Raw genomic sequence first — 20,832 nt, forward strand, 5'->3', positions numbered from 1 at the left:
CACCCGCACATACAAGGAGCGGACAGATGCCCATCGCAACTCCCGAGGTCTACAACGAGATGCTGGACCGGGCGAAGGCGGGGAAGTTCGCCTACCCGGCCATCAACGTGACCTCCTCCCAGACGCTGCACGCGGCCCTGCGCGGTTTCGCGGAGGCGGAGAGCGACGGCATCGTCCAGATCTCCACCGGCGGCGCCGAGTTCCTGGGCGGCCAGCACAACAAGGACATGGTGACCGGCGCCGTAGCCCTCGCCGAGTTCGCGCACATCGTCGCCGAGAAGTACGACGTCACCGTCGCCCTGCACACCGACCACTGCCCGAAGGACAAGCTCGACGGGTATGTGCGTCCGCTGCTGGCGGTCTCCGAGGAGCGCGTCAAGGCCGGCCGTGACCCGCTGTTCCAGTCGCACATGTGGGACGGCTCCGCCGAGACCCTGTCCGACAACCTCTCCATCGCCCAGGAGCTGCTGGAGCGCGCCCGCGCCGCCAAGATCATCCTTGAGGTCGAGATCACCCCGACCGGCGGCGAGGAGGACGGCGTCTCCCACGAGATCAACGACTCCCTCTACACGACGGTCGACGACGCGATCCGCACCGTCGAGGCCCTCGGCCTGGGCGAGAAGGGCCGCTACCTGCTCGCCGCCTCCTTCGGCAACGTGCACGGCGTGTACAAGCCGGGCAACGTCGTGCTCCGCCCCGAGCTGCTCAAGGAGCTGAACGAGGGCATCGCCGCGAAGTACGGGCAGCCGGCCGGCAGCAAGCCGTTCAACTTCGTCTTCCACGGCGGCTCCGGCTCCACCGCCGAGGAGATCGCGACCGCCCTGGAGAACGGCGTGGTCAAGATGAACATCGACACGGACACCCAGTACGCCTTCACGCGTCCGGTCGCCGACCACATGTTCAGCAACTACGACGGCGTCCTGAAGGTCGACGGCGAGGTCGGCAACAAGAAGACCTATGACCCGCGCACCTGGGGCAAGCTGGCCGAGGCCGGCATGGCCGCGCGCGTCGTCGAGGCCTGCGGCCACCTGCGCTCGGCGGGCCAGAAGATCAAGTAGGGGCGTCGGGGAGGTCGGCACCGACCGCCCCGAGCCACCCGCGACGGGCCCAGCCCCCAGGATTTCCCCGGGGTGCCGGGCCCGCGTACGTATGCCGCCGGCATGCCGCAGACTTGTCCCCATGGCCATTCACGAGAACCTTCTCGGGGGACCGCCCCCGACCCACCTCCCCGACGACCCCGGGCCGCGCGAACTGCTGGCCGGCGGGACCTCCGCCGCCGACGTCGCCGCCAAGCACCCGACGTCCTCGCTGGCCTGGGCCCGGCTGGCCGACGAGGCGTTCGAGCGGGGCAGCGTCGTGGAGTCGTACGCGTACGCCCGTACGGGCTACCACCGCGGCCTGGACGCCCTGCGCCGCAGCGGCTGGAAGGGCCACGGCCCGGTGCCCTGGGAGCACGAGCCGAACCGCGGCTTCCTGCGCGCCCTGCACGCCCTCGCCCGCGCCGCGCAGGCGATCGGCGAGAAGGAGGAGTACGAGCGCTGCAGCCAGTTCCTGAAGGACTCCTCGCCGGAGGCGGCCGAGGTCCTGGGCTGACCCCGCGTTGTGCCGGCCCGTCTGCGGTGCGCAGGCGGGCCTTGCGGTTTCCTGCGACGATTGCGGAGGATGCCGTGTGGGGACCGGGGCCCCGTGCCGGTAACGGCAGGGCGGACCGCTACCCGTAGTGCCATCAGGAGACAGAAATGTCCCACGACGCCCCGAATCTCGACTTCGAGGGCAGCACGCCGTACGAGGACTACGTCAAGGCGGACGTGCTCACCCACCTCCAGCACACCCTCTCCGACGATCCCGGAGAGATGGTCTTCCTGGTCACGACCCAGGTCATGGAGCTGTGGTTCACCGTCATCGTCCACGAGTGGGAGACCGCGGCCCGCGCCCTGCGCGAGGACCGGATCCAGCCGGCGACCGACGCGCTCAAGCGCTCGGTGCGGGAGCTGGAGGCGCTGAACGCCTCCTGGACGCCGCTCGCGGGTCTCACGCCCGCCCAGTTCAACTCCTACCGCAGCGCCCTCGGCGAGGGTTCCGGCTTCCAGTCGGCGATGTACCGCCGCCTCGAGTTCCTGCTCGGCGACAAGTCCGCGTCCATGCTCGTCCCGCACCGCGGCGCCCCGCGCGTCCACGCCGAGCTGGAGAAGGCGCTGCACGAGCCGAGCCTGTACGACGAGGTGGTCCGGCTGCTGGCGCGGCGCGGGTACGACATCCCGGACGCCGTGCTCCGGCGCGACGTCACCCGGAAGTACGAGCCGGCGCCCGAGGTGGAGGCCGCCTGGACGGCCGTCTACTCCGGTGACCAGAACGGTGAGCTGGCCCGCCTCGGCGAGGCCCTCACCGACGTAGCCGAGCTGGTGTGGCGATGGCGCAACGACCACCTGGTCGCCACCCGCCGCGCGATGGGCTCCAAGACGGGAACGGGCGGCTCCGCCGGGGTGGCCTGGCTGGAGAAGCGGGCCCGCGGCAATGTGTTCCCCGAACTGTGGACGGCGCGGTCCTATGTCTGAGCTTTCGTCCGAGCTGAAGAGTGCCGCGGATGAGCTGGACGCCGCCGATGGGCTGGCGGAGCTGCGCGAGCGGTTCGTCCTCGACGGCGTCGTGTACCTGGACGGGAACTCGCTGGGCGCCCTCCCGGCACATGTCCCCGACCGCGTGGCGGACGTCGTGCGCCGCCAGTGGGGCGAACTGCGCATCCGGTCCTGGGAGGAGAGCGGCTGGTGGACCGCGCCCGAGCGGATCGGCGACCGGATCGCCCCGCTGGTGGGGGCGGCGGCCGGGCAGATCGTCGTGGGCGACTCGACGAGCGTGAACGTCTTCAAGGCGCTGGTGGCCGCGGTGCGGATGGCGAGGGAGGACGCTCCCGCGCGGGACGAGATCCTCGTCGACGCGACCACCTTCCCCACGGACGGCTACATCGCCGAGTCGGCGGCCCGGATGACGGGGTGCGCCCTGCGTCCGGTCGCCCCGGCCGAAGTGCCGTCGGCGCTGGGGGACCGTACGGCCGCCGTGCTCCTCAACCACGTCGACTACCGCACCGGCCGGCTGCACGACCTGCCCGCGCTCACGGCCGCCGTGCACGCGGCGGGGGCGTACGCCGTCTGGGACCTGTGCCACAGCGCGGGCGCCCTGCCGGTCGGGCTCGACGAGCACGGCGTGGACCTGGCGGTCGGCTGCACCTACAAGTACCTCAACGGCGGCCCCGGTTCGCCCGCGTACCTGTACGTGCGCCGCGAACTCCAAAACCGCTTCGACTCCCCGCTGCCGGGCTGGAACTCGCACACCGAGCCCTTCGGCATGCGGCCGGGGTACGAGCCGGCGTCCGGCGCCCGGCGCGGCCGGGTGGGCACGCCGGACATCCTCTCCCTGCTCGCCCTGGAGGCGGCGCTGGACGTGTGGGACGAGGACGGGGTCTCGGTGGCGGCGGTGCGGGCGAAGTCCCTGGCGCTGTCGGACTTCTTCCTGCGCTGCGTCGGGGAGTACGTGCCGGACGGCCGGGTGGAGTCCGTGACGCCCGCTGCGCACGCCGAGCGGGGCAGCCAGGTCGCGCTGCGCTGTGACGACGCGGGCGAGGTGATGAAGCGGCTGATCGAGCGCGGGGTGGTCGGGGACTTCCGGGCGCCGGACGTCCTGCGCTTCGGTTTCACCCCGCTGTACGTCGGTTTCGCGGACGTGGAGGGGGCGGCGCGGGTGCTGGCAATGACGCTGGCCGAGACCGGCTGAGGAACCGGTGGCGGGCTCCGGCGCGTGAACGCGGACGTGGACGACGTGGATCCCCCGACCCGTGGCTGCGTCGGATGCCTGGCCGCCGGCGTGGTCGGCGCCGCGACCGCGCTGAACGCCTGGGCGCCGCTCGCCCGCGTCAGCGTCACCGGTGGCTTCGGACACCAGCACCGCGACCTGAGCGTGCTGTACTTCGACCTGCCGCTGGTGGCGCTCGGCGGTGCGCTCGTGCCGGCCGTGGCGTGGGCCCTGGGCCTGCGTCTGCTGGGCGGCCGGGCGTGGGCGGCGGCGCTCGTGGCCGTGGCCGCGCTCGGGATGGGGGTGTGGGGGCTGACGTCCTGGTGGACGCCGTACGAGCGGCCCGAGTTCACGGGCCGGGCCACGCTCGTCGCTCGGGCGCCCGCCGAACCGTTCGTCCCTCACCCTGCGTGACAACCCCGTGTTCGCGCACGTCACCGGCCTGATACCGTCCCGCCAACGGCCGAGTCCCCACTTCCGGTCCGCCAAGACCGTGTCGTCGCTGAGAGGTTGAGCATGCCGGACGCCACCGCAGAACCGGGTACCGCTGCCGGGCGGGCCGCCGCGGAGGAGAAATCGGCCTTGTCGCATCCGGCGGTCGAACCCGACGCGAGCGCGGGGTACGGCGGGCACCCCGACCAGGTGATCGACTTCTATGCGCCGCGCGGAGCCGGAGGGTCGGACGGGTCCGCGCCCGTCGTGGTGCTGCTGCACGGAGGCTCGTGGCGGGCGCCGTACGACCGCCGCCATGTCAGTCCGTTCGCGGACTTCCTGGCCCGCCGGGGGTTCGCCGTGGCCAGCGTGGAGTACCGGCGGGGTGCGGAAGGGGAAGCCGGCGACCGGGGCGGGGGCGATCCGGTGGCCGGGCGCTGGCCCGACACCTTCGATGACGTGGCCGCCGCACTCGACGCGCTGCCCGCGCTGGTGCGACGGCACCTCCCGGCGGCCGACGCGCGCCGCGTGGTGCTCACCGGCCACTCCGCCGGCGGCCAACTCGCCCTGTGGGCGGCGGCCCGGCACCTGCTGCCCGCCGACGCTCCCTGGCGCCTCGACCGCCCGGCGCCCCTGCGCGGTGTGGTCGCCCTCGCGCCGATCGCCGACTTCGAGGTCGCCGGCAGGCTGAACGTGTGCGACGGCGCGGCGCGTCAACTCCTCGGTGGGTCGGCGTTTTTCGCGGAGCGGCGACCCTACGCCGACCCCGCCCTGTTGCTGCCCACCGGCATCGCGACGACCCTCGTGCAGGGGCGCGCCGACGTGGACGTTCCGCAGGCGGTCGCCGAGGCGTACGCCGACGCGGCGGCGAAGGCCGGGGAAGTGGTGGGTGTGACGCTGCTGGAGGACGTCGGCCATTTCCCGCTGATCGACCCGGTGGCGGACGCGTGCGCGGTGGTGGCGGAGGAGATCGCGCAGCTGGCTTGGTGAGCCGGGGCATTGTGAAAAAGCGTGAACACTTCCACGGTGAATGTCCTCGGCCCGCTCAGATGAGCGGGAGTGGCGTTGTGCTCGGCGGGCTGTCGTACCCGTAATACCTCAGAGCTACCTGCCGGGTGAGCTCCCTGGCGGGACGCGAGTTACCCGGCTCGATCCATAACTTTCCTTTCAGACGCGCCCGATGGGCGGGCGAGCTGGAGGGGAGTGGCCATGTGGCCGGGGACGAGGATGCGTTGGCAGCGGCAGGTGAGCAGACGGCGCCGGACCGTCCTCGCCGCGCTCATCTGTGGCGCCGTGGTTCTTCCACTGTCCGGAGCCGCGCGGCCCGAGATCCCCGCCCCGCCCCCCGCGGTGCTCGCGGTCCCCACGGCCGGCACGCTGGAGGAGGCGTACGCCGCCAACCGGGCCAACGCCGCCGAGGCGTCCCGGATGGCCGCCGCCCACGGAGACCGCCACCGCGCGGCGGCGGACCGCTCGCTCGCCGACCCGTCCCGGCGGCTGCTCGCCTTCGACGGCCGGGGTGCCGGACTGGCCACGGAGGTCTTCGGCGACCTCGCCCACGCCGACCGCATAGCCGTCCTCGTCCCGGGCTCCGACACCAGCCTCGACACGTACGGCCGGTTCCGTGCCGCCGCCCTCGCCCTGCACCGGCAGCTCGCCGCGAAGGCACCCGGGGGCACCGGCACCGCGGTCGTGGCCTGGCTGGGCTACGAGACGCCGGGCACCGTCAGCACCACGGTCGCCACCACCGACCGCGCCGACTCGGCGGCCCCGAGGCTGCGCGCCCTCGTCGACGACCTGCGCGCCGTCACCGGCCCGGGCACCTCCGTCACCCTCCTCTGCCATTCCTACGGTTCGGTCGTGTGCGCCCGCGCCGCGGAGGGCCTGGACGTCACCGACATCGCCCTGATCGGCAGCCCCGGCACCGGTGCCGACTCCGCCGCCGGGCTGCACACGAGAGCCCGGGTCTGGGCGGCGCGCGGGGCCGACGACTGGGTGGAGCACGTCCCGCACCTCAGCGCCGACCTCTTCGGCACCACCGTCGGCTTCGGCGCCGACCCGGTCTCCCGGGACTTCGGCGGCCGCGTCTTCGCGGCCGGCGACGCAGGCCACAGCGACTACTTCGACCCCGGCTCCCTCTCCTTGGCGAACCTGGCCCGGATCGTCCTGGGCGAGACCGCGGAGGTGACCCATGACTGACCTGAAGCGAGCACCGCGGACGGTGAGCCCGTCGCGGCCGGCCCCGATGCCGCCCCCGCGACAGGAACCGTCGTACGGCCTCCCGCGCGCCCTGCGTGCTCTGCGCCGCACCGCCGAACGCGTCGACGCCGCCACGCCGGCGAACAGGGACCGTGCCGTGGACGCCCTGCGTGCCTTGGCCATCCTCGGTGTGGTCCTCGGGCACTGGCTGGTCACGGCCCTGGTCGCCGACGGCACCGGCCTGCGCGCGGCCAGCCCGCTGGGGGACATGCCCTGGCTGGCCCCGGTTTCCTGGACCTTCCAGACCCTCGCCGTGTTCTTCCTGGTCGGCGGTCATGTGGCCACCCGGGGGTACGCGTCGGCCCGCGCCCGGGGGGTGTCCTACGGCGGCTGGCTGTCCGCCCGGCTGACCCGGTTGTTCCGTCCGGTCGCGGCCGTCCTCACCCTGTGGACGATGACGGCGGGGCTGCTGCTCATATCGGGTGCCGAGTTCGTGACCGTCCACACTGCGGTGAAGCTCGCCCTGTCCCCGCTGTGGTTCCTGCTGGTCTTCGCCGCGCTGACCGTGGCGACCCCGCTGCTGACCCGGCTGCACCCGCTGTGGCCGCTGGTCGTCGTTCTCCACGTCGACCTGCTGCGCTTCGGGCTAGGCGCCCCTTCCTGGCTCGGGTGGATCAACCTCGCTGCCGGCTGGCTGGTCCCCTACAGCCTCGGCGCCGCCTGGACCCGGGGCGAACTGGACCGTCGCCGCGCGGGCGTGCTCCTGCTCACCGGTGGTACGGCGGTGACCGCGGCACTCGTCGTCTGGGCGGGTTACCCGGCCTCGATGGTCGGCGTCCCCGGCGCCGAGGTGTCGAACCTGAACCCGCCGACGCTGGCCGCCGTCACCTTCGGCCTGGCCCAGTGCGGTCTCGCCCTGCTGCTGCGGGAGCGGCTGCGCCGGGCGATGCGGCGGCCCGTGGGGTGGGCGGCGGTCGCGCTGGTCAACCTCTCCGCGATGACGATCTTCCTGTGGCACCAGACGGCGCTGATGGCGACCACCGCCACCGGCCTCCTCGGGGGCCGCCTGCCCGGCCTGCACACGCTCCCCGACGGGCTGGACTGGGTCGCCGCCCGGCTCATGTGGCTTCCGGTGTTCATGCTGGTCCTGGCGGGCTGCTGGGCCGCCTTCCGATCCTGTGAGCACGGGCTCGGACGCATCGGCGGGCGGCGACGCAGCCGGGTCGTCCGCACGCACCGCACACCGGAATCGGCGGCGACGGAGGGTGCCCGTCATGTCTAGGGTGGACCAGGTGAGACGAAGGGGGAGCCGGCCGCGGGGCACGGGTCGGATCGGGCGCCTGCTGACGGTGCTCCACGGCGACCTGTGGACCTGGCGGCCGGACCCGCTGCCGCCGTCGGTGTGGCTGCGCTGGCTCCCGCACGGGGGCGTGTGTCTCGCCGCCCTCGGCGTGCTGCTCGGCGATGCGGCTCAGCTCGGCGACAACGGCGGGGTCGACGCCGGGTTCGCCTTCGTGATCGCTCTCGTCCAGGCGGGCGCGATGGTGTTCGCGCTGTGGCGGCCGGTCGCGGCGTGGTGGATGTCGATGGCGGCCATGCTGGTGGGGGCCTTCGCCGTGCGGGCGGAGATGGTCGCGGGCGGTGAGAGGTTCACCTGGCCCTGGACGGTCGCCGGGCTCATCGGACACCTGCTGGTGCTGCTGCTGTTGGCCCTGCGGGTCCGCACCCGGGTGACCGTGGAGGTACTGGCCCTGGCCGCGCTCGCCACGTACGTCCTGCAGGGCGTGGTGGGCGGGCCGAACTCCCAGCCCACCGGCCAGCTCGCCGTCATCCTCTTCGCGGTCGTCGCCGTCCTCGGCACCGCCCTGCGCGGCCGCCGCGAGGCCCGCGCGGAGTTGGTGCAGCAGACGTCGCTCACCGCCGAGGAGCGAGCCCGCCGCACCGTGCTGGAGGAGCGCAGCCGCATCGCGCGCGAGCTGCACGACGTGGTCGCCCACCACATGTCCGTGATCTCCATCCAGGCCCAGGTCGCGCCCCACCTCGTGAAGGACCCTCCGGACGAGCTGAAGGAGAACCTCGCGGGCATACGGGAGAACGCGCTGGAGGCCCTCACCGAACTGCGCCGGGTACTGGGTGTACTGCGGTCCGAGCACCCCGAGACGGGAGAACCACTCGACGATTCCGGGAAGCCCGGTACGGATACCGCCCCGTACGCCCCGCAGCCCACGCTCGACCGGATCGACGCGCTGGTCGACAACACCCGGGCGGCGGGCCTGACCGTGACCGTCGAGACCAGCGGCAGGCGGCGGCCGCTGCCGCCGGGCGTGGAGCTGTCCGCGTACCGGATCGTGCAGGAGGCGCTGAGCAACGTGCTGCGGCACGCGCCGGGCGCGCGCGCCTGGGTACACCTCACCCATCTGCCGACCGGCGTGCGGGTGGAGGTCGTCAACTCGCCGCCGGTGCGGCAGGCCCCGCCGTCGCAGGGGGCCGGGCACGGGCTGCTCGGCATGCGGGAGCGGGTGGCGATGCTCGGCGGCACCCTGACGGCGCACTCACTGCCGGACGGCGGCTACCAGGTGTCCGCCTTCCTGCCCGCCGACGGCACCGACCACCCGCCCCCCGACGACCCGAGCATCCAGTACTACCCCGAGGACGGCAGCAGATGACGAGCGGCACCCCCGACGTGATCCGCGTGGTGATCGCAGACGACCAGCAGATGGTCCGGCAGGGATTCACCGTGCTGCTCAACACCCAGTCCGACATCGAGGTGATCGGGCAGGCGGTGGACGGCCTGGACGCCGTGTCGAAGGTCGCCGAACTCGACCCGGACGTGGTCCTCATGGACATCCGCATGCCGGAGCTGGGCGGCATCGAGGCCACCCGCCGCATCGTCGGGGCGAACCCGGACATCAGGGTGCTGGTGCTGACCACCTTCGACCTCGACGAGTACGTGTACGAGGCGCTGGTCGCGGGCGCCTCCGGGTTCCTGCTCAAGGACGCCTCCGCCGACCAGCTCGCCGAGGCGGTCCGCGTCGTGGCGGCCGGCGACGCGCTCCTCGCGCCGGGCGTCACCCGTCGGCTGATCACCGAGTTCTCCCGGATGCGTGACAGACCGCGCGCCCCGCTGAAGGAACGCGTCGGTGACCTGACGGAGCGGGAGACGGAGGTGCTCGCCCTGATCGCCCAGGGTCTGTCGAACGCGGAGATCGCCCAGCGGCTGGTGGTCGCCGAACAGACGGTGAAGACCCATGTGGGAAGGATCCTGCTGAAGCTGGGCCTCAGGGACCGCACCCAGGCGGCGGTCTTCGCCTACGAGTCGGGTCTGGTACGCCCCTCGGGGTACTGAGGAGCGACGTGTCGTGGCCCGCCTAGTACCTGAGACGGACGCCGGGGAACCCGTCTTGACGGGGACGACCGCCCTCACCCGGGCGGCCTACGGTGTGAGCGTGACCGAGACGACTCACCCGCAGCACGGGGACGGGACCCGCAGCCCGGAGTACCGGCTGTTCCGGAACGCCCTGCGGGGACTGCGCCAAGACCTCTTCCACGACCCTTTCGCCTACCGCCCGCTACCGCCCCGGCGCACGGACGGTCCGTTCGTCCGTCGGCTGCCCGGCCGGCTCCGGCAGGCCGGGCAGCACCTCCCGCACGCGGTGGTGGGTGCGACCGCGCTGCTCGCGCTGGCCGTCGGCTCGGTGTCGGGCGGCCTGCCCGGTGGGGACGTACCGGCCCTGCTGTCGGGCCTGCTGTGCGCCGTGCCGGTGCTCGCCACGCTGGTCCGGCCGATCGGCGCGTTCTGGCTGTCCCTCGTAGTGACTCCGCTGGTCGCGATCATCAACGGTGCCGGATCGGACTGGCCGTGGATGCCCGGTGCATTCGTCTGCCACCTCGCGGTGCTGATCGTCGTGGCACTGCGCTCCCGGCCCCGCACCGCTGCCTGGATGTGGGCCCTTACCTGCGTGTACGGCTTCCTCTCGGACGTCGCCCTCGGCGGGTCGTACTACTACACGAACAGCGGGCCCATGATGGTGACGTCCGCGTTCGCCTTGCTCGTGGTCTGTCTCTGGCAGGTCCGGCACGCCGCCCAGGAGAAGGTGACGGCCCAGCAGACGGTCACCGCGCACGAGCGTTCCCGGCGCACCCTGCTGGAGGAGCGCACCAACATCGCGCGTGAGCTGCACGACGTGGTCGCCCACCACATGTCGGTGGTCGCCATCCAGGCCGAGGCCGCGCCGTACCGGGTGGAGAACCCGCCGCCGGAGCTGGAGCGGGCCTTCACCACCATCCGGGAGAACGCGGTCGCCGCCCTCACCGAGCTGCGCCGTGTCCTGGGTGTCGTCCGCGCCGAGGACTACGAGGCCCCGGACGCCCCGCAGCCCACCCTCGCGGACCTGGACGCCCTGCTCGACAACGTCCGGGACGCGGGCCTGAGCGTGGAGAAGGCGGTGACCGGCGCGGTGCGCGAACTGCCGCCGGGCGTGGAGCTCTCGGCGTACCGGATCGTGCAGGAGGCGCTGAGCAACAGCCTGCGGCACGCGCCCGGCGCCACCGCACGCGTCGAGGTCTCCTACGTGCTGGGCGGGCTGGGTCTGAGAATCGTCAACGGGCCTATGCCGGAGCCCTCCTGGGTGAAGTCCTCGCCGGGCGCCGGGCACGGCATCACCGGCATGAGGGAGCGGGTGTCGATGCTCAACGGCGAGATGACCGCCGGCCCCACCGACGACGGGGGCTACGAGGTGGCGGTGTTCCTGCCGGTCACCGTGCCGAAGGAAGGTGACGCATGACCGGGAGCACGATCCGCGTACTGATCGTCGACGACCAGATGATGGTGCGCGAGGGCTTCTCGGTCCTGCTGAACGCGATGCCGGACATCGAGGTCGTCGGCGAGGCGGTCAACGGCCGGGAGGCGGTCGCCAAGGTGCGTGAACTCGGCCCCGACGTCGTCCTCATGGACATCCGCATGCCGGAGCTGAACGGCATCGAGGCGACCCGCGAGATCGTCGCCGCCGACGAGGCGGCGAAGGTCCTCGTCCTCACCACCTTCGACCTCGACGAGTACGTGTACCAGGCGTTGCGCGCGGGCGCCTCCGGCTTCCTCCTCAAGGACGCCTCCGCCCGCCAGCTCGCCGACGGGGTCCGGGTGGTGGCCGCCGGTGAGGCCCTGCTCGCCCCCTCGATCACCAGGCGCCTGATCACCGAGTTCTCGAAGCTGTCCGACGGTCCGCGCATGATGCCTCAGGCCCAGGCGGCCTACGGCGACCTGACCGAACGGGAGACGGAGGTGCTGGTGCTGATCGCCCAGGGCCTGTCGAACGCGGAGATCGCCGAGCGCCTGGTGGTCGCCGAGTCGACGATCAAGACCCACGTCAGCCGCATCCTGGTGAAGCTGGGCCTGCGGGACCGTACGCAGGCGGCGGTGTTCGCGTACGAGGCGCGGCTGGTGACACCGGGCTGAGGGGGACAAGGGACGGCCCCCTGCGCCGCGCCCGGGGCTGCCCCGCAGGGCCCGGGAGGGCCGTCACTCAGCCCCCTGTTCAGCGTGGGCGTCACCGGCTAGCGTCCGTCCATGGCCGCCTTCGACAGCTTCGACCCGTGGGACCCGGACTTCGTCGCCGACCCGTACCCCGCCTACGCCGAGCTGCGGGACCGGGGGCGCGTGCACTACTACGAGCCGACCGACCAGTGGCTGGTCCCGCACCACGCGGACGTCTCGGCGCTGCTGCGCGACCGCCGCCTGGGCCGGACCTACGTGCACCGTTACACGCACGAGGACTTCGGCCGCACTCCGCCGCCCCCGGAGCACGAGCCCTTCCGCACGCTCAACGACCACGGGATGCTCGACCTGGAGCCGCCGGACCACACGCGCATCCGTCGTCTGGTGTCCAAGGCGTTCACGCCGCGCACGGTGGAGCGGTTGAAGCCGTACGTCCGCTCCCTGGCGGACGAGCTGGTCGGCAGTCTCGTCGAGGCCGGCGGCGGTGATCTGCTGACCGACGTCGCCGAACCGCTCCCGGTCGCCGTGATCGCGGAGATGCTGGGCATCCCGGAGTCGGACCGCGCCCCGCTGCGTCCCTGGTCGGCGGACATCTGCGGGATGTACGAGCTGAATCCGTCCGAGGAGACGGCGGCCCGGGCGGTGCGCGCGTCGCTCGAGTTCTCGGAGTACCTGCGCGCACTGATCGCCACCCGCCGCAAGGACCCCGGCGACGACCTGGTGACGGGCCTGATCGCCGCCCACGACGAGGACGACCGCCTCACCGAACAGGAGATGGTCTCCACCTGCGCCCTGCTCCTGAACGCCGGTCACGAGGCGACGGTGAACGCCACGGTCAACGGCTGGTGGGCCCTGTTCCGCGACCCCGGCAGTCTCGCCGCCCTCCGCGCCGACCACTCCCTGGTGCCGACCGCCGTGGAGGAGCTGATGCGCTACGACACCCCGCTCCAGCTCTTCGAACGCTGGGTGCTGGACGAGATCGAGATCGACGGGACGACGATCCCGAGAGGCGCGGAGGTGGCGATGCTCTTCGGCTCCGCCAACCACGACCCGGCGGTCTTCTCCGCCCCGGACCGCCTCGACCTCGGCCGCCGCGACAACCCGCACATCTCGTTCAGCGCCGGCATCCACTACTGCATCGGCGCACCCCTCGCCCGTATCGAGCTGGCCGCGTCCATGATCGCACTGCTGGAGCGGGCGCCGGCGCTCCGGCCCGCCGGCGAGCCGGAGCGCAAACCGAACTTCGTCATCCGGGGCCTGAAGGGCTTGACCGTCGAGGTGTGACCGCACGGGCCCCGGGCCCCGCCCCTCCTCACCGGAGGGGCTACTTCGTCTCCAGGTCCCGGCGCCGGAAGCCCGCCAGCCCCAGCCACACCAGACCCGCGGCGACGAGGGTCAGCACCAGCAGTGGCGTCCAGCTCATGTCCGCGGCCGGGAGCCGGGGGACGTGACCGAAGGGCGAGAGGTTGTTCATCCAGCCGGGGAACTGGAGGATCTGGCCGAGATAGCCGACGACGAAGGCGTACACCGGCACGATCCAGGCCGCCGCGCTCGCCCTCGGGAACCAGCCGAACAGCACCGCCGCCACCCCGACCGTGACCCACAGGGCGGGTGCGTGGGCGAGGGCCGCGCCCGTCAGCTCGGGCACCATGACACCGTCGCCGGTGGAGGCGGCGCCCGCGATGCCGAAGCCGAGGCCGGCCATGAGCAGGACGAGCGTGCCGCCGCCGAGGGCCACGGCCAGATGACTGCCGGCCCAGCGCTCGCGCGACAGCCCGGTGGCGAGCAGCGGTTCGGCACGGCCCGCGGTCTCCTCGGCGCGCGTCCGCAGCGCGGCCATCACCACGTACACCGCGGCGACCACCGCGATGACCACCATCACCATCGAGGCGAAGGCCTCGGCCATGCCGGTGCCGCCGATGCGGTCCAGGGCCTCCTGGAGCTGGTCGATGTCCTTCAGCATGTCCTCGGCCTGCCCGAGGATCGACCCGTACATCGCGCCCATCAGGAACAGGCCCGCGCCGAAGCCGAGGAGCACGCCGCGGTGCAGTCGCAGGGCGAAGCCGAGCGGGGTGCCGAGCGCGCCGGAGGCGACCGGGCTGCCCAGCTTCTCCGGCCTCAGGCCCGCGCCCACGTCCCGCCGGGTGGAAAGCACGAATCCCGTCGCCGCGCACACCACCGTCAGTGCGGCGCAGAGCAGCAGCGGCCACCAGTCGTCGTCGACGTAGACGTAGGTGCGCTGCACCCAGCCGATCGGGGAGAGCCAGGACAGGGCGCCGCTCTCCCCGCTGTCGCCCGCGGCGCGCAGCACGTAGGCGGCGCCGATGACCGCGAGGGCCGTGCCGGTGGCGCCGCGCGCGTGCGCGGTGAGCTGGACGGTGATGGTGGCGACGGCGGCGAACACGAGGCCGGCGGCGGCGTGGCCGGCGCCGTAGAGCAGCGAGCCGCCCGCGTCGATGCCCTCGACGCCGAGGCCGGCCAGCCCCAGGGCCAGCAGCAGGGCGAGGACCAGGTTGGCGAGGACCGCGACCGACAGGGCGGCGGCCAGATGGGCGTGCCGGCCGACGACCGCGGAGCGCAGCAGCTCGGCCCGGCCGGTCTCCTCCTCGGCCCGGGTGTGCCGAGTGACGGTCAGGACGCTCATCAGGCCGACGAGGACGGCCGTGAAGCCGAGCATCTGGTGGCCGAGCATGGCACCGGAGGTGTAGGCGTCGAGGTAGTGGCGCGGGCCGGACATGGCGAGGCCGGCCGGGCTGCCCATGGTCTCGACTGCGCTCGCCCGGTCCTCGGGGGCGCCGTAGAGCTGCTGGTAGCTGTTGGCCGTGGACAGGGTGCTCAGCAGCAGCGCCAGGATCCACACCGGGAGCCGGACGCGGTCACGGCGCAGGGCGAAGCGGACGAGCGTGCCGGTGCCGGCCAGCGCCGCGCCCGCGCCGCCCGCGGCGGTCGCGTCGCGCATCCGGGGCTCGGCGGCGGTGGTGGTCGGTGTGGAGGTCATCGCACGGCTCCGCGATCGCCCTGAGCGCCCTGGGAGCCGGCGACCTGAGCGCCGTTCGTGCCGTCCGTGCCGTGCCGGTCGGCGGCGGGGAGGGCGTCGTCGTAGTGGCGGAGCATCAGCTCCTCCAGCGTCGGCGGGTGGCTGACCAGGCTGCGGATGCCGAACTCGGTGAGCTTGCGGACCGCGCCGTCGACCTCGCCGCCGTCGACGGCGAAGCGGACCCGGCCGTCGTCGGCCCGCAGGTCGTGGACGCCGGGCAGGGCCTCCAGGCCGGTGGCGGGGCGTTCGGTCTCCGCCTCGATGGTGGTGCGGGTCAGGTGCCGCAGCTCGCCGAGGGTGCCGGACTGGACGATCCGGCCGAGCCGGATGATGCTCACCCGGTCGGCGAGCTTCTCCACCTGGGCCAGGATGTGGCTGGAGAGCAGCACGGTCTTGCCGGCGGCCTTGGCCTCGGTGATGACGTCCTGGAAGACGACTTCCATGAGCGGGTCCAGGCCGGCGGTGGGCTCGTCCAGGAGCAGCAGTTCGGCGTCGGAGGCGAGCGCGGCGACGATGGCTACCTTCTGCCGGTTGCCCTTGGAGTACGCCCGGCCCTTCTTGGTGGGGTCCAGGCCGAACCGCTCGACGAGCTCGGCCCGGCGCCGCACGTCCAGCCCGCCGCGCAGCCGCGCCAGCAGGTCGATGGCCTCGCCGCCGGTCAGGTTCGGCCACAGCTCGACGTCGCCGGGGACGTAGGCGAGGCGGCGGTGCAGGTCGACCGCCTGGGCCCACGGGTCCATGCCCAGAACCTGGGCGGCGCCGGAATCGGCCCGCAGCAGGCCGAGCAGGACGCGGATGGTGGTGGACTTGCCGGCGCCGTTGGGACCGAGGAAGCCGTGGACCTCGCCGGACTCGACGGCCAGGTCGAGGCCGTCCAGCGCGCGCGTCCGGCCGAAGGACTTGTGGAGTGCGGAGACGCTGATTGCCTTCGTCATGATTCGGAACGTACGCTACTTTCACATATTTGTGAAGTTAAGAAAGCGTCAGGATGTGAGGGATGATCGAAGCATGAGGGAAGCAGCGGAGCCGACGGAGCGGGAACGCGACCCGGAGGCGGTGTCGAAGTTCGTGGAGGGCTTCGCCGCCCAGCTCGTCGAGGCCGGGATGCAGCGCATGCCGGCCCGGGTCTTCGCCGCGCTGCTGTCCTCCGACTCCGGCGCCCTGACCTCGGCCGAACTCGGCGCACGGCTCCAGGTCAGCCCCGCCGCCGTCTCCGGTGCCGTGCGCTACCTCGCCCAGCAGCACATGGTCTCGCGCGAGCGTGAGCCGGGCTCGCGCCGGGAGCGGTACCGGGTGCACAGCGACCAGTGGTACGAGGCGCTCACCAACCGCGAGGCGGTCCTCAAGCGGTGGGAGAGCGCCCTGCGCGAGGGTGTGACCAGTCTCGGCGAGGACACCCCGGCGGGCCGCCGGATGGCTGAGACGCTCGCCTTCTTCGAGTTCGTCGACGGGGAGATCGTCGCGATGATGGAGCGCTGGCGGGTGCACCGGGAGGAGCGGTTCGGGCGGCGCTGACGGCCGGCGTTCCCGTCCACCCGTCCTACCCCGCCGGCAGCGTCAGCCCCCAGGCCCCCTCCCGCACCACCCACGTCCGCGTCCCCACCGGCCCCGACACCACCGCGTCGGCCCGGTACCGGAAGTGCGCCCCCGACACGGTCACCGTCCGCCCCCGCGCCGTCAGCGGCGCCGCCTCCGCGCCCACCGGCAGTGGCCGCACCTCCACCTCGGCCACTCCGCCGGCGCCCGGCATCACCGAGACTCCCTCGACCGGCTGGTCCAGGTCCACCAGCGTCACCCCGTCGACCTCCACCCGCAGCCGGGAAGGACCGGCCGACCCCGTGGCCGCCGCGGCCCGGACCGGCCGTGAGGAGGCCAGCGTCCGGACGAGGGACTGACAGGTCCGCAGCCAGGGACGGGCCGAGGCGGACGTCGAGCGCGACCCGCCCGGTCCGGTTTCACCACCCAGCCCCATCCCGTCGTCCCCATGCTCGCCCTCCGCCGCCCCGACCGGCGGAATGCCAACCGCCCCCAGCACCACCCCGTCACTGTCGTCGACGAGCAGGTCCAGGCGCCGTTCGGTCCCGTCCAGCACCGCCCGCGCCGCCGCCACCGCGCCCGACGGCAGCCCGAGCGAACGGGTCAGGCCCAGCACCGGCCCCACCGGCACCACGGACAGCGCGCACGCCGCCAGCTCCCGGTGCCGGTGCAGCAGGCCCACGGCACGCAGCAGCGCCCGGTCGTCGCCGACCACCACCGGCCGCCGCGAACCCCGCCGCCGCAGTGCCCGCGCGAACTCCTCCGGACCGTCCGGCAGACACACCTTCGTACTCGACGCACCCGCGCTGAGCACGTCTTTCGCGATCCGGACGGACTCCCCGTCCGTCCGCCGGGCGACCGGATCCACGACCACCAGAAGCTGATCGGGCATCGCGGAAGAAGGGCCGGAAGTTCTCGCGGAAGTCGCCACCTCGGCCATGCCTCGCTTCCTCGGGTAGCATCTTTGTGCAAGAGCCCCTTGCGCTATTGCGCCAGGGGCTTCGTCTATTCCGGGGCATCCGGTCCGACGGTTGGCGGCCAACGACGGTCGCGGTGTACGTGGCGGAAACCCACCTCATACGCCCTCGACCATGGACATGCCCCGCCCGGAAGGGGTGTACGCGCGTGCCCGCACTTGTGCTGCTCGGTGCTCAGTGGGGTGACGAAGGCAAGGGAAAGGCGACGGACCTGCTCGGTGGTTCCGTCGACTATGTGGTGCGCTACCAGGGCGGCAACAACGCCGGCCACACGGTAGTCGTGGGCGACCAGAAGTACGCCCTCCACCTGCTCCCTTCCGGGATTCTCTCCCCCGGCTGCACGCCGGTCATCGGTAACGGCGTCGTCGTCGACCCGTCGGTCCTGTTCTCCGAGCTGAGCGGGCTGAACGAGCGAGGCGTCGACACGTCCAAGCTCCTGATCAGCGGAAACGCGCACATCATCACGCCGTACAACGTGACCGTCGACAAGGTGACGGAGCGCTTCCTCGGCAAGCGCAAGATCGGTACCACCGGTCGCGGCATCGGCCCGACCTACGCCGACAAGATCAATCGCGTCGGCATCCGCGTCCAGGACCTCTACGACGAGTCGATCCTCACCCAGAAGGTCGAAGCGGCGCTGGACGTCAAGAACCAGATGCTCACCAAGCTCTACAACCGCCGGGCGATCGCCACCGGCCAGGTCGTCGAGGAGCTGCTGGGCTACGCGGACAAGCTCGCGCCCTACGTCGCCGACACCGTCCTGGTCCTCAACCAGGCCCTCGACGACGACAAGGTGGTCCTCTTCGAGGGCGGCCAGGGCACGCTGCTCGACATCGACCACGGCACGTACCCCTTCGTCACCTCGTCGAACCCGACCGCGGGCGGCGCCTGCACCGGCGCCGGCGTGGGCCCGACGAAGATCAGCCGGGTCATCGGCATCCTCAAGGCGTACACGACCCGCGTCGGCGCCGGACCGTTCCCGACGGAGCTGTTCGACGAGGACGGCGAAGCCCTGCGCCGCATCGGCGGCGAGCGCGGCGTCACCACCGGCCGCGACCGGCGCTGCGGCTGGTTCGACGCGGTGATCGCCCGCTACGCCACCCGCGTCAACGGCCTCACCGACTTCTTCCTCACCAAGCTCGACGTCCTCACCGGCTGGGAGCGGATCCCGGTCTGCGTGGCGTACGAGATCGACGGCAAGCGCGTCGAGGAGCTGCCGTACTCGCAGTCCGACTTCCACCACGCGAAGCCGGTCTACGAGATGCTGCCCGGCTGGAGCGAGGACATCAGCAAGGCGAAGTCGTTCGCCGAGCTGCCGAAGAACGCCCAGGCGTACGTCAAGGCGCTGGAGGAGATGTCCGGCGCCCCGATCTCCGCGATCGGCGTCGGTCCGGGCCGGGACGAGACGATCGAGATCAACTCGTTCCTGTAGGAACGGCGGCGGACAGTGGCGGCCGGGGCCCGAGCGGGGTCCCGGCCGCCGCCGTCCGCCCGACGGATACGCTGGCGGTTGCCAGCAGCGGACAGACAGCGCGGAGTGGATCGGAACATGCGGAAGCCCACCACCCGGATGTGGATCGGGTCGGCCGTCGCGGTCGTCGCCGTCACCGGCGGGCTCCTCTACGTCGACGGCCACCGCGTCTCCGCCGCCCCGCACGCCGACGACGCCAAGTGCGACAAGGTGGTCGACCGCCTTCCCGACGACATACCCGGCGCCTCGCGCGATTGGGCCCTCGGCGACGGCGTTGCCGCCTGGGGCGGCCAGAAGGCGGTGCTCCGCTGCGGCGCCGAGGAACTGCCGCCGAACATCAACCTCTGCGTCACCGTCGACGACGTCGACTGGGTCCTGGACGAGGAGCGGCTCAAGCGCGACGGTGTGAGCGTCCTGCGGACGTACGGGCGCTCCCCGGCCGTCGAGTTCACGTACACGGGGCCGCGCGAGGAGGTGGGTGGCATCCTCACCGCGCTGGGTCCCGCCGTGAAGTGGCTCCCGCAGGAGCGGAAGTGCGTCGGCCTCCAGGACGCCGACGTCGTGCTGTAGCCGTTGACGCCCGGTAGCCGTTCGGCCCCCTTCGCCGGGCGCCTAAGCGGGGCGTGGTGTCGGATCGTGGCATGACCGACCGTGACCGCGCCGCTTCCTGCCAGGGCCCGTACGGTGGGGAGGGCGACCCGGGGGACTGCGGTGACCCGGCCCGCTTCGAGGTCGCCCGGTACCGCAGGACGCCGCTGCGGGTGTGCCCCGTGCACCTGGGGCCGTCCCTGCTGCTGGCGGACGCGGTGCTCTGGCCGCCGGGAATCATCCTGATTCGCTGAATGCGCCGGGCGTCCGAGTGGTTCACTTGGGTGGCCCCGGAGCGGGGCCTCGAGGACATGGAGGGATGTCGTACGGTGCCCGGACGATCCGATGACCGCCCCGAGCGCCGGTACGACGGCCGATCCGACGCGATGGCGCAGCGCTTCGAGCAGGACCGTCCCCGGCTGCGCGCCGTCGCGTACCGCATCCTCGGCTCCCTCGGCGAGGCCGACGACGCGCTCCAGGAGGCCTGGCTGCGCGCCGACCGCGCGGACACCTCCGAGGTGGAGAACCTCTCCGGCTGGCTCACCACCGTCGTCGCCCGGGTCTGCCTCAACATGCTGCGCACTCGCGACACCCGCCGCGAGGAGCCCCTGGACGACGGGACGGGCCGGGGACCGGCAGCCACCGCACACTCCGTGACCGGCGTCGGCTCCCCGCCCGCCGATCCCGCGGAGGAGGCACAGCTCGCCGACGAGGTCGGGTTCGCGCTGCTGATCGTCCTGGACAGCCTGGGCCCCGCGGAACGGCTCGCCTTCGTCCTGCACGACATGTTCGACGTGCCCTTCGGCGACATCGCCGCGATGCTTGACAAGACCCCCGCCGCCACCCGCCAGCTGGCCAGCCGCGCCCGCCGCCGGGTCCGGGGCGTCCCCGCGCCCGACGCCGACCTGCCCCGCCGGCGCCGTGCGGTCGACGCCTACCTGGCGGCCACCCGCGGCGGCGACTTCGACGCGCTGGTCTCCCTGCTCCACCCGGACGTGGTCCTGCGTGCCGACGCGGCGGTCGTCCCGACGCCCGAGCCCATCGCCGTCACCGGCGTCGAGCAGGTCGCCAGGGGAGCGATGGCCTCGATGGCGCGGGCACGGCTCACCGGCGTGGTCGCGGTGGACGGCCGGGTCGGCCTTGCCATGGCCGAGAACGGCAGGCTGCGCGTGGTGCTCCGCTTCACCTTCGCGGACGACGGTCTCATCACCGGCATCGACGTGATCGCGGAGCCGGACCGACTGGGCGAACTGTGCATCTCGGGCATAGGTGCATAGGCTGAAGCTGTACACGTCGCGCCGGCAGAAGAAGG

General features: G+C 72.7%; 21 protein-coding genes. 18 read left to right on the forward strand and 3 right to left on the reverse strand.

Annotated elements, in window-relative coordinates; all coding sequences use genetic code 11:
* The first annotated feature begins 26 nt into the window (after positions 1 to 26).
* From fbaA to IE142_RS21210, 13 genes are all read left to right on the forward strand, one after another.
* Positions 27 to 1,058, forward strand: coding sequence for a class II fructose-bisphosphate aldolase (fbaA, locus tag IE142_RS21150; protein ID WP_191887199.1), 1,032 nt, complete (start codon positions 27 to 29; stop codon positions 1,056 to 1,058).
* A gap of 121 nt (positions 1,059 to 1,179) precedes the next feature.
* A complete protein-coding gene (locus IE142_RS21155; protein ID WP_043371629.1) occupies positions 1,180 to 1,593 on the forward strand; it encodes a DUF3151 domain-containing protein in 414 nt (137 codons plus the stop codon).
* A 146-nt stretch (positions 1,594 to 1,739) separates the two neighbouring features.
* Positions 1,740 to 2,555: a tryptophan 2,3-dioxygenase gene (locus tag IE142_RS21160; RefSeq protein WP_191887200.1), complete on the forward strand. Its 816-nt coding sequence runs from the start codon at positions 1,740 to 1,742 to the stop codon at positions 2,553 to 2,555.
* On the forward strand, positions 2,548 to 3,768 hold the full coding sequence (gene kynU / locus IE142_RS21165; RefSeq protein WP_191887201.1) for a kynureninase: 1,221 nt from the start codon (positions 2,548 to 2,550) through the stop codon (positions 3,766 to 3,768). Before IE142_RS21160 ends, kynU begins: the two co-directional genes overlap by 8 nt.
* A 24-nt stretch (positions 3,769 to 3,792) precedes the next feature.
* Positions 3,793 to 4,200 carry a hypothetical protein gene (locus IE142_RS21170; RefSeq protein WP_370466392.1) on the forward strand — a complete coding sequence of 136 codons (408 nt, stop codon included), beginning with the start codon at positions 3,793 to 3,795 and terminating at the stop codon, positions 4,198 to 4,200.
* Between the two features lie 102 nt (positions 4,201 to 4,302).
* On the forward strand, positions 4,303 to 5,208 hold the full coding sequence (locus IE142_RS21175) for an alpha/beta hydrolase (RefSeq protein ID WP_191887202.1): 906 nt from the start codon (positions 4,303 to 4,305) through the stop codon (positions 5,206 to 5,208).
* A 219-nt stretch (positions 5,209 to 5,427) separates the two neighbouring features.
* Positions 5,428 to 6,417, forward strand: a complete 990-nt coding sequence (locus IE142_RS21180; RefSeq protein WP_191887203.1) for an alpha/beta hydrolase — start codon at positions 5,428 to 5,430, stop codon at positions 6,415 to 6,417.
* A gap of 46 nt (positions 6,418 to 6,463) precedes the next feature.
* Positions 6,464 to 7,699 (forward strand): acyltransferase family protein, encoded by a 1,236-nt coding sequence (locus tag IE142_RS21185; RefSeq protein ID WP_229830764.1) that lies wholly within the window; start codon positions 6,464 to 6,466, stop codon positions 7,697 to 7,699.
* Positions 7,692 to 9,083, forward strand: a complete 1,392-nt coding sequence (locus IE142_RS21190; RefSeq protein WP_191887205.1) for a sensor histidine kinase — start codon at positions 7,692 to 7,694, stop codon at positions 9,081 to 9,083. The genes IE142_RS21185 and IE142_RS21190 overlap by 8 nt, the downstream gene beginning before the upstream one ends.
* Complete coding sequence (locus IE142_RS21195) at positions 9,080 to 9,763, forward strand: response regulator (RefSeq protein WP_191887206.1); 684 nt, start codon at positions 9,080 to 9,082, stop codon at positions 9,761 to 9,763. Before IE142_RS21190 ends, IE142_RS21195 begins: the two co-directional genes overlap by 4 nt.
* A gap of 13 nt (positions 9,764 to 9,776) precedes the next feature.
* The gene (locus IE142_RS21200; protein ID WP_191887207.1) at positions 9,777 to 11,201 is read left to right on the forward strand and encodes a sensor histidine kinase; all 1,425 of its coding nucleotides are present in this window, start codon (positions 9,777 to 9,779) and stop codon (positions 11,199 to 11,201) included.
* Entirely contained in the window at positions 11,198 to 11,872 is a 675-nt protein-coding gene (locus tag IE142_RS21205) for a response regulator (protein WP_191887208.1), read from the forward strand. The genes IE142_RS21200 and IE142_RS21205 overlap by 4 nt, the downstream gene beginning before the upstream one ends.
* A gap of 111 nt (positions 11,873 to 11,983) precedes the next feature.
* On the forward strand, positions 11,984 to 13,195 hold the full coding sequence (locus IE142_RS21210; RefSeq protein ID WP_191887209.1) for a cytochrome P450: 1,212 nt from the start codon (positions 11,984 to 11,986) through the stop codon (positions 13,193 to 13,195).
* A 40-nt stretch (positions 13,196 to 13,235) separates the two neighbouring features.
* Here IE142_RS21210 and IE142_RS21215 read toward each other — a convergent pair whose 3' ends face one another.
* Entirely contained in the window at positions 13,236 to 14,909 is a 1,674-nt protein-coding gene (locus IE142_RS21215) for an ABC transporter permease (RefSeq protein WP_370466394.1), read from the reverse strand.
* Entirely contained in the window at positions 14,906 to 15,883 is a 978-nt protein-coding gene (locus IE142_RS21220; protein ID WP_191887210.1) for an ABC transporter ATP-binding protein, read from the reverse strand. Before IE142_RS21220 ends, IE142_RS21215 begins: the two co-directional genes overlap by 4 nt.
* A 73-nt stretch (positions 15,884 to 15,956) precedes the next feature.
* Here IE142_RS21220 and IE142_RS21225 point away from each other — a divergent pair, with 73 nt between their 5' ends.
* On the forward strand, positions 15,957 to 16,463 hold the full coding sequence (locus IE142_RS21225) for a GbsR/MarR family transcriptional regulator (protein WP_191887211.1): 507 nt from the start codon (positions 15,957 to 15,959) through the stop codon (positions 16,461 to 16,463).
* A gap of 25 nt (positions 16,464 to 16,488) precedes the next feature.
* On the opposite strand, the gene IE142_RS21230 is transcribed toward IE142_RS21225, so the two are convergent.
* Complete coding sequence (locus IE142_RS21230; protein ID WP_191887212.1) at positions 16,489 to 17,424, reverse strand: diacylglycerol kinase family protein; 936 nt, start codon at positions 17,422 to 17,424, stop codon at positions 16,489 to 16,491.
* A 185-nt stretch (positions 17,425 to 17,609) separates the two neighbouring features.
* Here IE142_RS21230 and IE142_RS21235 point away from each other — a divergent pair, with 185 nt between their 5' ends.
* The 4 genes from IE142_RS21235 (at position 17,610) to IE142_RS21250 (ending at position 20,797) form a co-directional block, all read left to right on the forward strand.
* Positions 17,610 to 18,893, forward strand: coding sequence for an adenylosuccinate synthase (locus IE142_RS21235; RefSeq protein WP_191887213.1), 1,284 nt, complete (start codon positions 17,610 to 17,612; stop codon positions 18,891 to 18,893).
* Positions 18,894 to 19,010: 117 nt separating this feature from the next.
* Positions 19,011 to 19,502 (forward strand): DUF3515 family protein, encoded by a 492-nt coding sequence (locus IE142_RS21240; protein ID WP_191887214.1) that lies wholly within the window; start codon positions 19,011 to 19,013, stop codon positions 19,500 to 19,502.
* A 71-nt stretch (positions 19,503 to 19,573) separates the two neighbouring features.
* Complete coding sequence (locus tag IE142_RS21245; RefSeq protein WP_191887215.1) at positions 19,574 to 19,774, forward strand: hypothetical protein; 201 nt, start codon at positions 19,574 to 19,576, stop codon at positions 19,772 to 19,774.
* A gap of 132 nt (positions 19,775 to 19,906) precedes the next feature.
* Positions 19,907 to 20,797 (forward strand): sigma-70 family RNA polymerase sigma factor, encoded by an 891-nt coding sequence (locus tag IE142_RS21250; protein ID WP_191887320.1) that lies wholly within the window; start codon positions 19,907 to 19,909, stop codon positions 20,795 to 20,797.
* Positions 20,798 to 20,832 lie beyond the last annotated feature (35 nt).

Origin of the sequence: Streptomyces mutabilis (genome assembly GCF_014649815.1) — a bacterium.
GTDB classification, from domain to species: domain Bacteria; phylum Actinomycetota; class Actinomycetes; order Streptomycetales; family Streptomycetaceae; genus Streptomyces; species Streptomyces mutabilis.

Bases quoted from the DNA above. Each gene is read 5' to 3' on its own strand.
- fbaA (WP_191887199.1), top strand. From the start codon at position 27: ATGCCCATCGCAACTCCCGAGGTCTACAACGAGATGCTGGACCGGGCG.
- IE142_RS21155 (WP_043371629.1), top strand. From the start codon at position 1,180: ATGGCCATTCACGAGAACCTTCTCGGGGGACCGCCCCCGACCCACCTC.
- IE142_RS21160 (WP_191887200.1), top strand. From the start codon at position 1,740: ATGTCCCACGACGCCCCGAATCTCGACTTCGAGGGCAGCACGCCGTAC.
- kynU (WP_191887201.1), top strand. From the start codon at position 2,548: ATGTCTGAGCTTTCGTCCGAGCTGAAGAGTGCCGCGGATGAGCTGGAC.
- IE142_RS21175 (WP_191887202.1), top strand. From the start codon at position 4,303: ATGCCGGACGCCACCGCAGAACCGGGTACCGCTGCCGGGCGGGCCGCC.
- IE142_RS21180 (WP_191887203.1), top strand. From the start codon at position 5,428: ATGTGGCCGGGGACGAGGATGCGTTGGCAGCGGCAGGTGAGCAGACGG.
- IE142_RS21185 (WP_229830764.1), top strand. From the start codon at position 6,464: ATGCCGCCCCCGCGACAGGAACCGTCGTACGGCCTCCCGCGCGCCCTG.
- IE142_RS21190 (WP_191887205.1), top strand. From the start codon at position 7,692: ATGTCTAGGGTGGACCAGGTGAGACGAAGGGGGAGCCGGCCGCGGGGC.
- IE142_RS21195 (WP_191887206.1), top strand. From the start codon at position 9,080: ATGACGAGCGGCACCCCCGACGTGATCCGCGTGGTGATCGCAGACGAC.
- IE142_RS21205 (WP_191887208.1), top strand. From the start codon at position 11,198: ATGACCGGGAGCACGATCCGCGTACTGATCGTCGACGACCAGATGATG.
- IE142_RS21210 (WP_191887209.1), top strand. From the start codon at position 11,984: ATGGCCGCCTTCGACAGCTTCGACCCGTGGGACCCGGACTTCGTCGCC.
- IE142_RS21215 (WP_370466394.1), bottom strand. From the start codon at position 14,909: ATGACCTCCACACCGACCACCACCGCCGCCGAGCCCCGGATGCGCGAC.
- IE142_RS21220 (WP_191887210.1), bottom strand. From the start codon at position 15,883: ATGACGAAGGCAATCAGCGTCTCCGCACTCCACAAGTCCTTCGGCCGG.
- IE142_RS21225 (WP_191887211.1), top strand. From the start codon at position 15,957: ATGAGGGAAGCAGCGGAGCCGACGGAGCGGGAACGCGACCCGGAGGCG.
- IE142_RS21230 (WP_191887212.1), bottom strand. From the start codon at position 17,424: ATGGCCGAGGTGGCGACTTCCGCGAGAACTTCCGGCCCTTCTTCCGCG.
- IE142_RS21240 (WP_191887214.1), top strand. From the start codon at position 19,011: ATGCGGAAGCCCACCACCCGGATGTGGATCGGGTCGGCCGTCGCGGTC.
- IE142_RS21245 (WP_191887215.1), top strand. From the start codon at position 19,574: ATGACCGACCGTGACCGCGCCGCTTCCTGCCAGGGCCCGTACGGTGGG.
- IE142_RS21250 (WP_191887320.1), top strand. From the start codon at position 19,907: ATGGCGCAGCGCTTCGAGCAGGACCGTCCCCGGCTGCGCGCCGTCGCG.